The organism is Tranquillimonas rosea (genome assembly GCF_900111315.1).
GTDB classification, from domain to species: Bacteria; Pseudomonadota; Alphaproteobacteria; order Rhodobacterales; family Rhodobacteraceae; genus Tranquillimonas; species Tranquillimonas rosea.
Genome location: NZ_FOGU01000003.1, coordinates 418,743 through 432,609, shown reverse-complemented (window position 1 = coordinate 432,609; position 13,867 = coordinate 418,743). Strand labels below are relative to the sequence as shown.

13 protein-coding genes and 3 pseudogenes are annotated in these 13,867 nt (G+C 65.8%); 2 read left to right on the top strand and 14 right to left on the bottom strand.

Going from position 1 to position 13,867, the window contains the following annotated elements; genetic code table 11:
- On the top strand, positions 1 to 261 hold a 261-nt coding region (locus tag BMZ25_RS07175), incomplete at its 5' end, for a transposase (protein WP_177190414.1).
- A gap of 459 nt (positions 262 to 720) precedes the next feature.
- Here the strand turns inward: BMZ25_RS07175 and BMZ25_RS21125 are convergent.
- The 7 genes and pseudogenes from BMZ25_RS21125 to BMZ25_RS07140 form a co-directional block, all read right to left on the bottom strand.
- Positions 721 to 942 carry a DUF6525 family protein gene (locus BMZ25_RS21125; protein WP_328586839.1) on the bottom strand — a complete coding sequence of 74 codons (222 nt, stop codon included), beginning with the start codon at positions 940 to 942 and terminating at the stop codon, positions 721 to 723.
- 50 nt (positions 943 to 992) lie between these two features.
- A complete protein-coding gene (locus BMZ25_RS07165) occupies positions 993 to 1,625 on the bottom strand; it encodes a DUF1826 domain-containing protein (RefSeq protein WP_092690922.1) in 633 nt (210 codons plus the stop codon).
- The gene (locus BMZ25_RS07160) at positions 1,622 to 2,836 is read right to left on the bottom strand and encodes a GTP-binding protein (RefSeq protein ID WP_092690917.1); all 1,215 of its coding nucleotides are present in this window, start codon (positions 2,834 to 2,836) and stop codon (positions 1,622 to 1,624) included. The genes BMZ25_RS07165 and BMZ25_RS07160 overlap by 4 nt, the downstream gene beginning before the upstream one ends.
- A 261-nt stretch (positions 2,837 to 3,097) precedes the next feature.
- The gene (locus BMZ25_RS07155; RefSeq protein WP_092690914.1) at positions 3,098 to 4,195 is read right to left on the bottom strand and encodes a CobW family GTP-binding protein; all 1,098 of its coding nucleotides are present in this window, start codon (positions 4,193 to 4,195) and stop codon (positions 3,098 to 3,100) included.
- A gap of 3 nt (positions 4,196 to 4,198) precedes the next feature.
- Positions 4,199 to 5,047, bottom strand: a complete 849-nt coding sequence (locus BMZ25_RS07150; protein WP_092690911.1) for a metal ABC transporter permease — start codon at positions 5,045 to 5,047, stop codon at positions 4,199 to 4,201.
- A pseudogene (gene znuC, locus BMZ25_RS21380) lies at positions 5,044 to 5,265 on the bottom strand (zinc ABC transporter ATP-binding protein ZnuC); the annotation flags it as partial. The pseudogene znuC and the gene BMZ25_RS07150, both read right to left, overlap by 4 nt.
- Before the next feature lies 1 nt (position 5,266).
- Positions 5,267 to 5,508: pseudogene (locus tag BMZ25_RS07140) on the bottom strand (IS110 family transposase); the annotation flags it as partial.
- Between the two features lie 96 nt (positions 5,509 to 5,604).
- On the opposite strand from BMZ25_RS07140, the pseudogene tnpC reads away from it, so the two are divergent.
- Positions 5,605 to 6,623, top strand: a pseudogene (tnpC, locus tag BMZ25_RS07135) (IS66 family transposase); the annotation flags it as partial.
- Positions 6,624 to 6,847: 224 nt separating this feature from the next.
- On the opposite strand, the gene BMZ25_RS07130 reads toward tnpC, so the two are convergent.
- From BMZ25_RS07130 to BMZ25_RS07100, 7 genes are all read right to left on the bottom strand, one after another.
- Positions 6,848 to 7,693: a fumarylacetoacetate hydrolase family protein gene (locus tag BMZ25_RS07130; RefSeq protein ID WP_092690898.1), complete on the bottom strand. Its 846-nt coding sequence runs from the start codon at positions 7,691 to 7,693 to the stop codon at positions 6,848 to 6,850.
- Positions 7,694 to 7,715: 22 nt separating this feature from the next.
- Positions 7,716 to 8,438 carry an SDR family oxidoreductase gene (locus tag BMZ25_RS07125; protein WP_092690896.1) on the bottom strand — a complete coding sequence of 241 codons (723 nt, stop codon included), beginning with the start codon at positions 8,436 to 8,438 and terminating at the stop codon, positions 7,716 to 7,718.
- 28 nt (positions 8,439 to 8,466) lie between these two features.
- Entirely contained in the window at positions 8,467 to 9,981 is a 1,515-nt protein-coding gene (locus BMZ25_RS07120) for a UxaA family hydrolase (protein WP_092690893.1), read from the bottom strand.
- 20 nt (positions 9,982 to 10,001) lie between these two features.
- Positions 10,002 to 11,012, bottom strand: a complete 1,011-nt coding sequence (locus BMZ25_RS07115; protein ID WP_235859808.1) for a zinc-binding alcohol dehydrogenase family protein — start codon at positions 11,010 to 11,012, stop codon at positions 10,002 to 10,004.
- Positions 11,009 to 11,785, bottom strand: coding sequence for an ATP-binding cassette domain-containing protein (locus tag BMZ25_RS07110; RefSeq protein ID WP_092690890.1), 777 nt, complete (start codon positions 11,783 to 11,785; stop codon positions 11,009 to 11,011). The genes BMZ25_RS07115 and BMZ25_RS07110 overlap by 4 nt, the downstream gene beginning before the upstream one ends.
- Before the next feature lie 62 nt (positions 11,786 to 11,847).
- Positions 11,848 to 12,786: an ABC transporter substrate-binding protein gene (locus BMZ25_RS07105; RefSeq protein WP_092690887.1), complete on the bottom strand. Its 939-nt coding sequence runs from the start codon at positions 12,784 to 12,786 to the stop codon at positions 11,848 to 11,850.
- 44 nt (positions 12,787 to 12,830) lie between these two features.
- Entirely contained in the window at positions 12,831 to 13,856 is a 1,026-nt protein-coding gene (locus BMZ25_RS07100; RefSeq protein WP_092690886.1) for an ABC transporter permease, read from the bottom strand.
- Positions 13,857 to 13,867: the final 11 nt, after the last annotated feature.

Here is a 13,867-nt window from a genome sequence, read left to right as displayed (position 1 = left end):
CTCGCCTACATGGACTTCCCCCGCGAACACTGGGCTCAGATCGCGTCGACGAACCCACTCGAACGGGTGAACCGCGAGATCAAGCGCAGGTCCGACGTCATCGGCATCTTCCCCAACGACGAGGCCATCGTCCGCCTCGTCGGCGCGCTGATGCTCGAGACCAACGACGAGTGGACGGTCGCGCGACGCTACATGAGCCTTGAAACCCTTGCGCGTGTCACCGACACTCCCACCGTAAGGCTGCCCGCTGTGGCGTCCTGATCAAGCTTGGACCTCTCCGAAGGTCGGCGCTCCTACACCATCCCACGGGACACTACCGACTTCGTCCCGCCCTTCCCGCACGAGGGCGCATCGACGCTTTCGGCCTTGAGCTGCCTTTCGCCTGTCGATTCGTCGCCACAGCGCGGCTTCACCGAACCGGACGTTCGCGAAGCGCACAGCATTTCCTCCGCTCGGGTGACCGCTATGCGGACTTTCCGGTCATTCGGCGGCCAACCAATGCAATTGCAGCATGGCGATGGAGAAGCTCGCAGCTGCAGCAACCAAGGTTCTGCACCGCGGCGCAGGTCACGGAAGCGGTCATTCAAGCCGGCGCCAGACCGAAGGATCTAAACCGACCATTCGCTGCGCGTTCTCGCAGTGCCGCCGATGCGGGATTTCCTGCCGTTCTCTGCGAACGCCAGCTGCCGGTGACGCTCAGTGGCCCCCGTGGTCCTAGTGCTAAGATTCGTTGCCGAGAGGCTTTGGGGTGATTGCCACCAGTGTGTCTCGATCGAGCGTCTTCCGTTCTGCCCGGTCAAGCATCGCGATGATGTCTCCAGGTGGCGTGCCTCCTGCCCGAGCCTTGCGCCAGATCCGGCGGCACGAAGCAGGAGACCAGGGCAAGGCGGCTTGCGCCAACCACGCCCGCAGCGGCGGGGGCAGCCGGTCGTAGTCGCGCATCGGATCCCCCTGGCGGCGACGCTTTCGCAGGGTGGTCGATAGGTTGCGGCTCATAGGTCCTCGTCGGGATCGTCAACGGGGTCGAGAACCAGCATCAGTCGCGTTTCTCCGGTGCCTTCGATCGGTGGCGAGCGATGAACCAATCCCGGATCGGGAGACGGTTTCCAGAGCGTGCCGCGCATGACGAACGGCGCCCCCGTCGCTACCGTGTGTATCACTTCGGGATCGCCGTCCTCCGTGGTGCCGTATTGCGTGCCCGTGCCACGGTAGGTGCAGATCAGCCGCGCGCTGATCCGGTCGACGTGGAATCGGCGGCAGGCATTGGTCGCTACGATGTCGAGCCGTAGGCGCAGCCAACGCGAGCCTGTCACATTGGCGAACATCTCCGCGAGGGCTGCGATGTCGTCCAGGAGGCGTTCGCGCTCGGGTCCATCGGGCGGGCCCGCCTTGTCGCATGTCGCGGCAACCGCCGACCGAACCGCCTCCGGCCGCAGAACAATGCGAGCGCGGGAAAGCACCAGCGGGTCGAGGGTGTCGATCCAATTCTGAAACGACGCCAGCGGATGGCGCTGCCAAACCACGCCAGCAACGCCGTCGGCCTTGATGTCTTTGATCCCCGAAGGCTCTGACACCACCAGGACCCCCGGGAGGAGTTCCGAAGCGAAGGAGCCGTGGACCGTCATGCCGCTGCCCTCCGCCAGACCGGGAACGGATCGGGCAGGTCGGGCAGGGTATCCGGGCCGGTCGCGACATCCCCCGGGACCAGCGCCTCGTCCAGCCGCGCCTTCAATGCAGGCCAGTCGATACCTGCACCGATGAACACCAGCTCCTGCCGCCGGTCGCCCCAGGGCTCCATCCAATGCTGCGCGAGATAGGCCCGCGCGCTGGCGTGATCGGGACGGCGCGCCTTTGGCACAGAGGCCCACCATTGCCCCAACGGTGCGACCGAGGACAGCGCTCCCGCGAGAGAGAACTCCGCCACCCAATCGGGCCTCGTCGCGATCCAGAAATGCCCCTTGGCACGGATCACCCCGGGCATGTCCCCGTTCAGGATCTTCAGCACCTTCTCGGGGTGAAATGGCTGTCGCGCGCGGTAGACGAAGGAGGCGACGCCGTATTCCTCGGTCTCCGGCACGTGATCGGCGAAGCCGTAAAGCTCTTTCGCCCACATCGGATGCTCGTGCGCCTTTTCGAAGTCGAAGAGGCCGGTGTCGAGGATCTCGCTTGCCGCCACGTCCGAGTGGTCGGTCTCGATGATCCGCGCATCGGCATTCAGGCTGCGGATGATCTTGCGCGCGGCATCGGTGCGGTCGGGACCGGCGTCGGTGACCTTGTTGAGCACCACCACATCGGCGAACTCGATCTGGTCGGTCAGCAGGTGAATGAGCGTCCGCTCGTCGGCTTCACCCATGGTCTCGCCGCGGTCGCGGAGGAAATCGTGGCTCGAATAGTCGTTCAGGAGGTTCACCGCGTCGACGACCGTGACCATCGCGTCGAGTCGTGAGACGTCCGACAGGCTGTCGCCTGCCGCGTCGCGGAAATCGAAGGTCGCGGCGACCGGGAGCGGCTCCGAAATGCCCGTGGTCTCGATCAGGAGGTAGTCGAACCGCCCCTCTGCGGCGAGCTTGCGCACTTCATCCAGAAGGTCGTCGCGCAGGGTGCAGCAGATGCAGCCGTTGCTCATTTCCACGAGCGTTTCGTCGGTCTGGCTGAGGTTGGCGCCGCCGTCGCGCACGAGGTCGGCGTCGATGTTCACCTCGGACATGTCGTTGACGATCACCGCGACACGGCGGCCCTCGCGATTGTTGAGCGCGCGGTTCAGAAGGGTCGTCTTTCCGGCGCCGAGAAAGCCCGAGAGGACAGTGACGGGAAGGCGGATATCGGTCTGGGTCATGGCGGTACCTAAGTGAAATGTTATATCGTAACTATTACCGCTAATGGTGCCGCTCGCCAACCCCCCACATCATTCTTCTGACCGACGCCATGACCCTCGCAAGACTGGCGCACGCCTGCGCCCAACGTGTGCCGAGGGGCCACTTTGCGTGGCGAGACTCATTGCGGCCAGCCCGGCAGTCTCGATCATGCCGCGGGTTCACGAGGATTTCGCTGCGGAGATGGCCGAGGTTATCTTGAGCTCCGGTCCGCTCCGTTGGCCTCAAGCCCGTGCGAATGCGCGGGCCGGAGACAGGCCGGCCTCGCGGAAGAGCCCTTCGATCTCCGGGTGCTCGACCCCGTCTGTGACGAAAACCAGTTTCGTACGGTGATCCGCATCCGGCCAGTCCGGGAGGATGAGCGGGTCGTGAAAGACATGCTGCACGCCGTGGAAGACGACCGGCGTATGAGGTTTTTCCGCGAGCTGGACGATGCCTTTGACCCGCAGCAGGGCCGGCCCCATCCTGGCAATCATGGTTTCCAGCGTTCTGGTGAAGGGGTCGGTGGCGACCGCGTCCTCGAAGGTGACGCAGAACGCTCGGATCGACAGGCTGTGACGATTCACGTCATGCGAATGTTGATGGTCGTGACCGGCCCCATGGTCGTGATGGTGTTGGTCGTGGTGGTCCGCCTCCGCGCCCTCGTAGGCCTCTGCGGCAAGCCAGGCCTGGACATCGAGACTGTGCGCGCTCGGGTCGAAGGCCTGTAGCTCGAAGAGTTCCTTCAGGTCGAACTCCAGCGCCTGCGCGTCGAAGCGCCTTGCCACCGGATTCAAGCGTTCCAAAGCCTTGCAGGTCTGGTGTCGGGGATCCTCGGAATGTGCGTCAGCGACCATGTCGGTCTTGCTGAGCACGAGCAGATCGGCCACAGCCGCTTGCTTGGCGGCCTCCTCGTGTCGGGAGAGCGTGTCGGCTCCGGCGAGGCTGTCGACGAGTGTCACCACACCTGCGAGCGCGTAGCGACGTACGAGCCGCGGATCCTGCATGAGGGTGGCGATGACCGGCGCCGGATCGGCCAATCCCGTGGTTTCGATCACCAGCCGTTCGAATGTGGGAAGGCGGCCGCTTTCCGCGTCCGCGTGAAGGCGCAGAAGCGTGTCGCGGATATCGCCGCGGACCGTGCAGCAGAGGCATCCCGAAGTCATCTCTACGGTCTGATCGGGCGAGTGTGAGATCAACGCACCGTCCAGACCGACCTCTCCGAATTCGTTGACCACCACCGCTGTGTCGCTGAAGCGCGGGTCTCTCAGGATTCGCTTGAGAAGCGTGGATTTTCCGGCGCCGAGGAAGCCCGTGAGCAGGGTGACGGGAATCGTGGACATCGGTCAGTCTCCCGAAGTGTTCTGAACTGTGCCGGCGCCGCACGCGGACCGTGCTCGCGTCGCTCGGTTCAGCGCTCCGGCAAGTACCGAGAGGCAGAACAGGATTGCCAGCAGACAGACGATCGTCGGTCCGGTGGGCGTGTCGAGGTGGTAGGAGGCCTGCAATCCGCCCCATGCCGCAAGGATTGCGAGCCCTGAAGCGAGCAGGGCCATGATTTCAGGGGTGCGGGCAAAGGGACGGACCGTGGCCGCGGGAATGATCAGCACCGCGGTGATCAGCAGGACCCTGACCACCTTGATGGCGATGGCGACGACAATCGCGAGCGCGAGAGTGAGGACCAGCTGTTCCCGTCGCGGATCGAGACCCGCCGCCCGGGCGAGGTCTTCGTTCAACGTCGCGGTGAGCAGCGCCGACCAGCGCCAGCCGACGAGGATGAGCACGTGGGCCGTCCCGCCCCAAATCACGCTGATGTCCGCCCTGGACACCGACAGGATGTCGCCGAAGAGATAGGCCATCACGTCGATCCGTATGCCCTCGAGAAAGGAGACGGCCACCAGGCCGAAGGCGAGCGTGGAATGGGCCATTACCCCCAGAAGGGTATCGATGGTGTAACCCCGCCCCGCCATCAGTGAGACGAGGCTGGCCATGAGCAGCGCGATGACCAGCGCCCCGGCAAAGACCGGCAGCGAGAAGGCAAGTCCCAAGGCCACGCCAAGGATCGCCGCGTGGGCCGTCGCATCGCCAATATAGGCCATCCGACGCCAGACCACGAAGCAGCCGAGCGGTGCGGCCGCGAAGCCCGTACCGATACCCGCGAGCGTGGCGCGAAGGATGAAATCATCGAGGATCATTCCGCTGCCTCCTTGGTCCGGGGGCCATGGTCCGTATCACCGTGATCACGGTGATTGCCGTGGCGGTAGTGGGCCATCGTGCCCGCGGTGCCCGGGCCGAAGAGGGCCTGATACTCGGGAGCCTCGGCGACGCGCTCGGGGCGGCCCTCGCAACACACATGGCCGTTCAGGCAGACGACCCGATCGGAGGCACTCATCACCACGTGCAGGTCATGGGATCTTCACATAAGCGGGCGGCATAAGACGGACTTCATGGCCAAGGCCTGCCAGCTCCCGCGCCCAGTGATGGGCCCCGGCGCAGGCTTCCATCCCCACAAGGCAAGGGCTAAGCCGGGCAAAGAACACCAGAATCTGCGACCGACGCAACTGACGGCGGCAGACAATCGTGCCTCCGCGTCCACTCCGTGAACTTGGAAGACATTTTTGGCCAGATCGAGGCCGACGGTGGTAGGTTGGTCAATGGATGGCTCCCTTCAGGTGCGTGCTTCACAGACCCACCTTGGCACAACGCGATGCCGCTGGCGGGGCCATCCACACCATCAGTGGCGCAACCACAGGCGACCGTGCCCGATAGCACGCTGCTGGACTGGTGCGGCCGGGCGATGAAGGTGCTCGCGCCGATCATCGAGAGGATCAAGGCCGAAGTCATGGCGGCGCCCGTGCTGCATGCGGACGGTGAGCCATCGCGGCGCCATGCGTTCGAGACCGATGGCGAACCCGATACGCGTCCTGGACCGCTCCCGCCGCGACCGCGGCCTCGGCAAGGGAGTCAAGCAGGGGCGGGTCTGGGCCTATGTCTCGGACCAGAGGCCCTGGGCCGGCACGGCGCCGCCAAGCGTGGTCTACCGCTTCTCGCCGGACCGGAAAAGGCGAGCATCCGCGTCAGCACCTGCAAAACAGCAGCGGTATCCTTCAGGCGGACGCCTATGCGGGCTTTGGCCAGCTCTACGGGCGCCGCGCGGACGGCAGCAGCCAGTTCCGCGAGGCGGCCTGCTGGGCGCATCTGCGGCGCGACTTCCACCATGTCTGGGAGGCCACGACGTCCGAGATCGCGCGGGAGGCGCTCGACCGGATCGGGAAGCTCTACGATGTCGAACGGCAGGTCGCCGGCCAGCCCGCCGGACTGCGCAAAACAGCACGGGTGCAGTACTCCCGACCTCAGGTCGACGCCTTCAAGGTATGGGCCGAGGCCCAGCTGCTGCTCATCCCGGGCAAAGGCGCTCTCGCGAAGGCCTTCCGCTACGGACTCTCCCGCTGGCCGTCTTTTGAGCTATTCCTCGAGGATGGCCGCATAGGGATAGATAGTGAGGAGGGCCAGAAAACGGTCCGGTGGACCGTTTTCCCGACGAACCCCGCCGAGCGTGCGATGCGCCCGATAGGCGTTGTCCGCCGCAACTGGCTCTTTGCCGGCTCCGACAGCGGCGGGGAGACCCTGGCCCGGGCCATGACTTTGATCGAGACGGCGAAGATGAGCGGGCTGGAACCGCAAGCCTGGCTCGCCGATGTCCTCGACCGCATCCACGATCTCAAGATCAACCGCGTCGACGAACTGCTCCCGTGGAACTGGAACTCGTAGAATTAGGCGACGGTATCAACCGGCCGGTTACGAAGGAGCGAACCATGAGCATAGTGATCCTCGGCATCGATCTGGGCACGAATAGCTGCAGTCTGGTCGGATTGGATTAGCGGAAAGATTGTGCTGCGCAAGCGCACGCGCCGGCAGAGCGAACGAGCGCTGAGGCGGCAAGCTGTGCGCAATCTCTATATCTGCTCTCCGGCAGGCCTGGCTCGCCGCGCGGTTCAGGCGTCGGAGATGACGTCCTGCCGTTGCTGCCCCAGCCCCTTGATCCCGAGCTCCACCACGTCGCCCTCCTTGAGGAAGCGCTGTGGCGACATGCCGAGGCCCACGCCCGGGGGCGTGCCGGTCGAGATCACGTCACCGGGGTGCAGCGTCATGAACTGGCTGAGATAGGAGACGAGGAAGCGCACGCCGTAGACCATGGTGGCGCTGGTGCCGTTCTGCATGGCCTCACCGTTGACGGTCAGCCACATCGGCAGGTCCTGCGGGTCGGCGACCTCGTCCGGGGTGACCAGCCAGGGCCCGATCTGGCCGAAGTTGTCGCAGCTTTTGCCCTTGGTCCACTGGCCCTGCCGTTCCGCTTGGAAGGCGCGCTCGGAGACGTCGTTGGTGATGGCAAAGCCCGCGACGTGATCCATCGCCTGATCCTCGGAGACGTATTTGGCAGGCTTGCCGATGACCACAGCCAGCTCGACCTCCCAGTCGGTCTTTTTCGACCCGCGCGGGATCACGATGGGATCGTTTGGTCCGCAGATTGCGCTCGTGGCTTTCATGAAGATGATCGGCTCGGGCGGCACGGTGGCGCCGGTCTCGGCCGCGTGGTCCGAGTAGTTGAGGCCGATGCAGATGAACTTGCCGGTGCCCGCGATCGGCGGACCGAGCCGTGGATCGCCATCGACCACCGGCAGCGAGCCCGCGTCGGTCGCGGCGATCTTGGCCAGCCCGTCGGGGTGCAGGCTCTCCCCGGCAAGATCGTCGATCACGCCAGAGAGGTCGCGGATGGTGCCGTCCTCGTGCAGCAGGCCCGGTTTCTCGGCACCCTTGGCGCCAAAGCGCAGAAGTTTCATGTCCTGTCCTTCTTTCTTGCGTTCAGATCGTCCAGCCGCCGTCGATGCAGAGGGCCTGGCCGGTCGTGTAGGTGGCCCCGGCGAGGTAGACGGCGAGATCCGCGATCTCCTCGGCCTCGGCGATGCGGCCCATGGGTTGGCGCGCGATGAACTCGGACCGCGCCTTGTCGTAGTCGCCTGTCGCGGCAAGCCGCTCGTCGAGCGAGGGCGATTGCACCGTGCCGGGGCAGATGGCGTTGCAGCGGATGCCCCGGCCCACGTAGTCGGCCGAGACCGACTTGGTCAGGCCCAGAACGGCGGCCTTGGTGGTCGAGTAGACGAAGCGGTTGGGCACGCCCTTCAGCGAGGAGGCCACAGACGACATGTTGAGGATGCAGCCGCCGCCGCGTTCCAGCATGCCCGGCAGGACGGCGCGGATCATGCGGGTCATGGACATGACGTTGAGATCCCAGGCGAAGGCGAGGTCGTCGTCGCTGGCCTCGAGCACCGATCCCGCATGCACGAAGCCCGCGCAATTGAACAGCACGTCGACAGGCCCGGTCGCGGCGATCAGATCGGCAATGGCGGCAGGGTTGCGCACGTCGAGTTTCGCCGCGACGCATCCCCGGAGCGAGGCCAGCGCCTCTTCGTTGATGTCGGTGGCGATCACGTCTGCACCCGCGCGCACGAATGTCTCGGCCGTTGCGCGGCCGATGCCCTGCGCGGCTGCGGTGATCAGCACCTTCTGTCCGGTGACGTCGGTCATTGTCTTTCCTTGTATCGGTCTTGGACGCTCACATCACCGCGCCGATCTGCCAGGGCACGAATTCCACCGCCCCGAAGCCCTGAGCCTCGCTCTTGGTTTCCTCGCCCGAGGCCACGCGCATCATCAGATCGAAGATCTCGCGCCCCTTGTCCTCGAGCGTCACGCCGGAGAGGATGTCGCCGCAGTTCACGTCCATGTCCGGCTGCATCCGCTTCCAGAGGTCGGGATTGGAGGCGATCTTGATGCAGGGCACGGGCTGGTAGCCCGACACGCTGCCCCGCCCGGTGGTGAAGGCGATGAGGTTCGCGCCAGACGCCGTCTGCCCGGTGACCGAACAGGGATCGTAGCCGGGGCTGTCCATGAAAACGAAGCCGGGTTTGTCGATGGGTTCGCCGTACTTGTAGACGCCCGTCAGCGGGGCGGCGCCACCCTTGGCCACGGCGCCGAGGCTTTTTTCCAGGATGGTGGTCAGGCCGCCGCGCTTGTTGCCGGGCGAGGGATTGTTGTCCATCTCGCCGAAGTTGCGGGCGGTGTAGTCCTCCCACCATTCGATCAGGTCGATAAGCTTGCGGCCCGTCGGTTCGTCCAATGCGCGGCGGGTCAGCAGGTGTTCCGCGCCGTAGATCTCGGAGGTCTCGGAGAGGATCGAGATGCCGCCGTGCCGCACCAGCAGGTCCGAGGCCACGCCGAGCGCAGGATTGGCGGTGATGCCGGAATAGCCGTCCGAACCGCCGCACTGCATGCCCAGCGTCAGGTCCGCGGCAGAGGCCTCTGCGCGCGTGGCCTTGTTCGCCTCGGCGGCAAGCTCGCGCAGGATGCCCACGCCGCGGTCGACGGTGGCGCGGGTGCCGCCGGTCTGCTGGATCGTCATGTAGCGAAAGCGCGCGTCATCCTTCAGCGCCTTGCGGTCGATGAGGTCGGGGATCTGCATGACCTCGCAGCCGAGACCCACCATGAGGATCGCGCCGAAGTTGGGGTTGTGCCCGTAGCCCGCCAGCGTGCGGAACAGCGTCTCGTAGCCTTCGCCCTTGCCGGACATGCCGCAGCCGGTGCCGTGAACGATGGGCACGATGCCGTCGACGTTGGGAAACCCGGCCAGCAGGTCCTGGCGGTTGGCTTCTTCGGCGATGAAGCGCGCGACCGAGCCCGCGCAGTTCACTGACGTCAGAATGCCGAGGTAGTTGCGCGTGCCGACGCGCCCCGAGGGGCGGTGAAAGCCGCGGAAGGTTGCGGGTCTCTCGACCGGGGGCAGGACCTGCGCGGCCTCGCCGAAACCGTAGCCCTGCCGGTGTTGCCCCATCCCGAGATTCTGGACGTGGACATGCGCGCCGGCGGCAATGGGGACCGTGGCGGTGCCGATGATCTGGCCGTACTTCACGACATTTTCGCCGGCCGCCACGGGCCGTAGCGCGACCTTGTGGCCGGCCGGGATGGGCTCGGATGTGCTGACGTGGGGGGCGATCCCGGTGCCGGGGGTGATGGCGGTGAGCGCCACCATGATGTTGTCCGCCTCGTGCAGGCGCAGGGCGATTGGGCTGGTCATCTGGGCCTTCGCAGTTGCCGTCACGGTGTGACGATGATCTTGACGATATCCTCGCGGCTGGCGGCGAGGCCGGGGAAACGGTGGGGAAGGTCGGCCAGCGGGACCACCTCCGACGCGAGGGCATCGGCGGGGATATGCCCGTCGCGGATCGCCTGCATCACGCGGTCGAAATCGGACTTGAGCGCATTGCGGCTGCCGATGATGCGGGCCTCGCGCTTGTGGAACTCGGGGTCCGAAAAGCGCAGGTCGTCCTTGACCACGCTCACCAGAACCGTGCTGCCGCCGTGGGCCACCAGCGGAAAGCCCGCCTCGATGGCCTTGGCGTTTCCGGTCGCATCGAAGACCACGTCGAAGCCTTCAGCCAGATCGCCGGTCAGAATCTCGTCACCGGGCTGGTTCAGGTGCTCGAAACCGAAAAGCCGCCGCGCCGTCTCAAGCCGTTCGGGGCTGAGATCCATGAGGTGCACCTCGGCTCCGGCAAGACGAGCAAACAGCGCGGTGCCGAGCCCGATTGGCCCCGCGCCGGTGACCAGCGCCAGGTCGCCTTCACCAGTGCCCGAGCGTGCCACGGCGTGGGCGCCGATGGCCAGGAATTCGACCATCGCGGCCTGCTGGGGCGTCAGCCCCTCGGCGGGATAGAGGTTGCCGCGCGGCACCGAGAGCTGGGCGCACATGCCGCCGTCGCGGTGCACGCCCAGGACCGAGATCGCAGTACAGCAGTTGGGCTTGCCACGCCGGCAGGCGCGGCAGGTGCCGCACGAGATATAGGGGTTCACGACCACAAGCTGCCCTGCGTCCGGCCCCGAGGCGATGGTGCCCGACAGCTCGTGGCCGATGACGCGCGGGTAGTCGAGGTAGGGGTGTTTGCCCTCGAAGATGTGGTAGTCCGTGCCACAGATGCCGATGGCCGCGATATCGACAAGGACGTGCCCCTCGGGCGGGTCCTGGGGCAGGGGGCGCTCTTCGGTCCGGAAGGTGCCAGGTTCGGCGCAGACGCCGCAGGTCATGGTGCCGGAGGCCAGGTCTTTCATAGCGCCGCCTCCAGGTTGCGGGCCGACCAGTCGGCGGGAAGTTCGCCCTTCACGATCAGGCTCAGCACGTCGTCCTTGCTCACTTCCTCGATGGCATGGGCGCCGACGACCTTGCCCTTGTTCATGACCACGATCCGGTCGCAGAGGTCGAAGACGTCGTGCATGTCGTGGCTCACGAGGAAGATGCCGATGCCCTCGGCGCGAAGCTGGCGAATGAGGTCGGCAACCATAGCGGTCTCCGAGGGGCCAAGCGCCGCCGTCGGTTCGTCCATGATCAGGATCTTGGTGTCGAAGTAGATCGCGCGGGCGATGGCGATCACCTGTCGCTGGCCGCCGGACAGGCTCGACACCGGGTCGCGGAGGTTCTTGAAATTCGGGTTCAGCCGCGCCAGCACCTCGCGCGCTTCCTCGTGCATCCGCGCATCGTCAAGGTTGCCGAAGCGTGTCTTCAGCTCGCGGCCCAGGAACAGGTTCTTGGGCGCGTCGAGGTGATCGGCAAGCGCCAGCGTCTGGTAGATCGTCTCGATCCCGACGGCGCGCGCATCGTTGGGCTCGGTGAATTCCACCGTCTTTCCGCCGACGCGGATCTCGCCCCCGTTTGGGATCATCGCGCCCGAGAGGATGCGCATCAGGCAGGACTTGCCCGCTCCGTTGTGGCCCAGCACGCCCACGACCTCGCCGGGCCATAGGTCGAGCGAGACATGCTCGACCGCGCGGACACCTCCGAAGTGCTTTTCGATGTCGATCATCTCGACCAGCGGATGTTCGGTCATGAGGGGGCCTTTCCCTGCGGCTGCGGGTGTCCGGGGGCGGGTGCGCCGCCCCCGGCGTTGGATCAGTAGAGGACGTTCTGCGCCTTGTCGGAGTCGATGTTGCTTTCATCGACCACGACGACGCCGGTGTTGATGAAGTCCTCGACGCTCTCGCCTTCGAGCACGTCGATCACCGTGTTCACGCCCATCTCGCCCATGGCGAAGGAGCCCTGCACGGCAATGGCCTCAAGCACGCCGTCACGCACGAATTCCTGCAGGTCCGCGTTGCCGTCGAAGCCGAGCGCGACCAGCTGGCCCGCCTTGCCCGACTGCACCAGCGCGCGGCCCATGCCGACGGCGGTGGGTTCGTTGGCGCCGAAGATTCCGACCAGATCGGGGTTCGCGGACAGCACGTCGGTGGTCTGGTTGAGCGCGTTGGCCATCTGCGACTGCGAGTAGTAGGGGCCCACGATCTCGAGGTCCGAGTTCGCCTCGATATAGTCGGTGAAGCAGCCCACGCGGCCGATCTCGGAGCCCACGCCCGCGACATAGGACATGATGGCGACCTTGCCATCCGTTCCCGCCTCTTCGATCATGCGTTCCGCGACCTGCTCGCCGGCGGCGCAGTTGTCGGTGGACAGGAAGGCCTGATAGGTGCCCTCGGCGCCTTCGCCGAGCGCGCTATCGATGATGACGACCGGGATGCCGGATTCGTAGGCGCGTTTGACCGCCGGGGCGAGCGCTTCGGGGTCCGAGGGCGCGAGCACGATGCCCGAGACACCGCGGTTGATGGCGTTCTCGACAAGGTTCACCTGGTCGGAAATCGCGCTTTCAGTGGCCGGGCCGTCAAAGCTCATGGTGTGTTCGGACTGCCCTTCGATGGCGGCGGACGCGCCCTTATTGACGTTCTGCCAGAAGTTCGAGCTGGTGGTCTTGACGATCACGGCGATCTCGCCGGCGCTGACGGTCCCCGCCGCGAGCGCCATCGCCGACGTCAGCAGGCCTAGTTTCATGAATTTCATCTCTTCCTCCTCCACTGTTGAGATGTCTGTCTTTCCGTCCGGCTTCAGGGCCGGTTGCGGATCTGGTCGATCCAGACGGCACCGATCACGACAAAGCCGATCACGATCTGCTGGATGAAGGCGGAGACGCCCGCCATGTTCAGCCCGTTGCGCAGGATGCCGATGATGAAGGCGCCGATCATGGTGCCCGACACACCGCCCACGCCGCCCGAGAGCGAGGCGCCGCCGATAACGGCCGCGGCGATGGCGTCGAGTTCATACATCACGCCCTCGCTCGGCTGGGCGGTGACAAGGCGCGACATCAGCACGTTGCCCGCAAGGCCCGCCAGCGCGCCGGACATGACGTAGGCATAGAGCTTGGTGGTATCCACGCGCACGCCGGACAGGCGCGCCGCTTCCTCGTTCGAGCCGGTGGCGTAGATGTGGCGGCCGATCTGGCGGCGGCGCAGCAGGTAGGCGGCGCCGATGGCCACGATCAGCAGCAGGATGGCGGGGTAGGGGATGCCCGGAAAGACGACGCGCGGAAAGCCGTTGTCGCGCATCTCGACCACGCGGAAAAGCGCGCCGTTGCCGAGTGTGCCGAAGGCCTCGCCCAGCTGGGAGATCGGGGCGGCTCCGGTCAGTTGCAGCGCGATACCCCGCGCGATCAGCATCATGCCGAGCGTGGCCACGAAGGGCGGGATGCGCAGCTTGGTGATCACGAAACCATTGAAGGCCCCGCAGAGACCGCCGGCAATCACGCCAAGCGTCATGGCGGGAATGACCGGCAGACCTGCCTTCACGCTCATCCCCGTAATGACACCCGAGAGGGCGAGGACGGAGCCCACGGACAGATCGATGCCGCCGGTGATGATGACCATGGTCATCCCGATGCCAAGAAGCCCGATCACCGAGGTCTGGAGAAGCACCGTCAGCGAGTTGTTGACCGACAGGAACGCCGGGCTTGCCAGCGCGAAACCGAGGATCAGCAGAACAAGGGTCAGCAGGGCGGAAAGCCTGTGAAGCTGGGCTGCGCCCGGCGTGAGGCTCTTGAGCGCATAGAACCCCGCGGGCTTGCTTACGTCTGACATCGGGCCTCCCC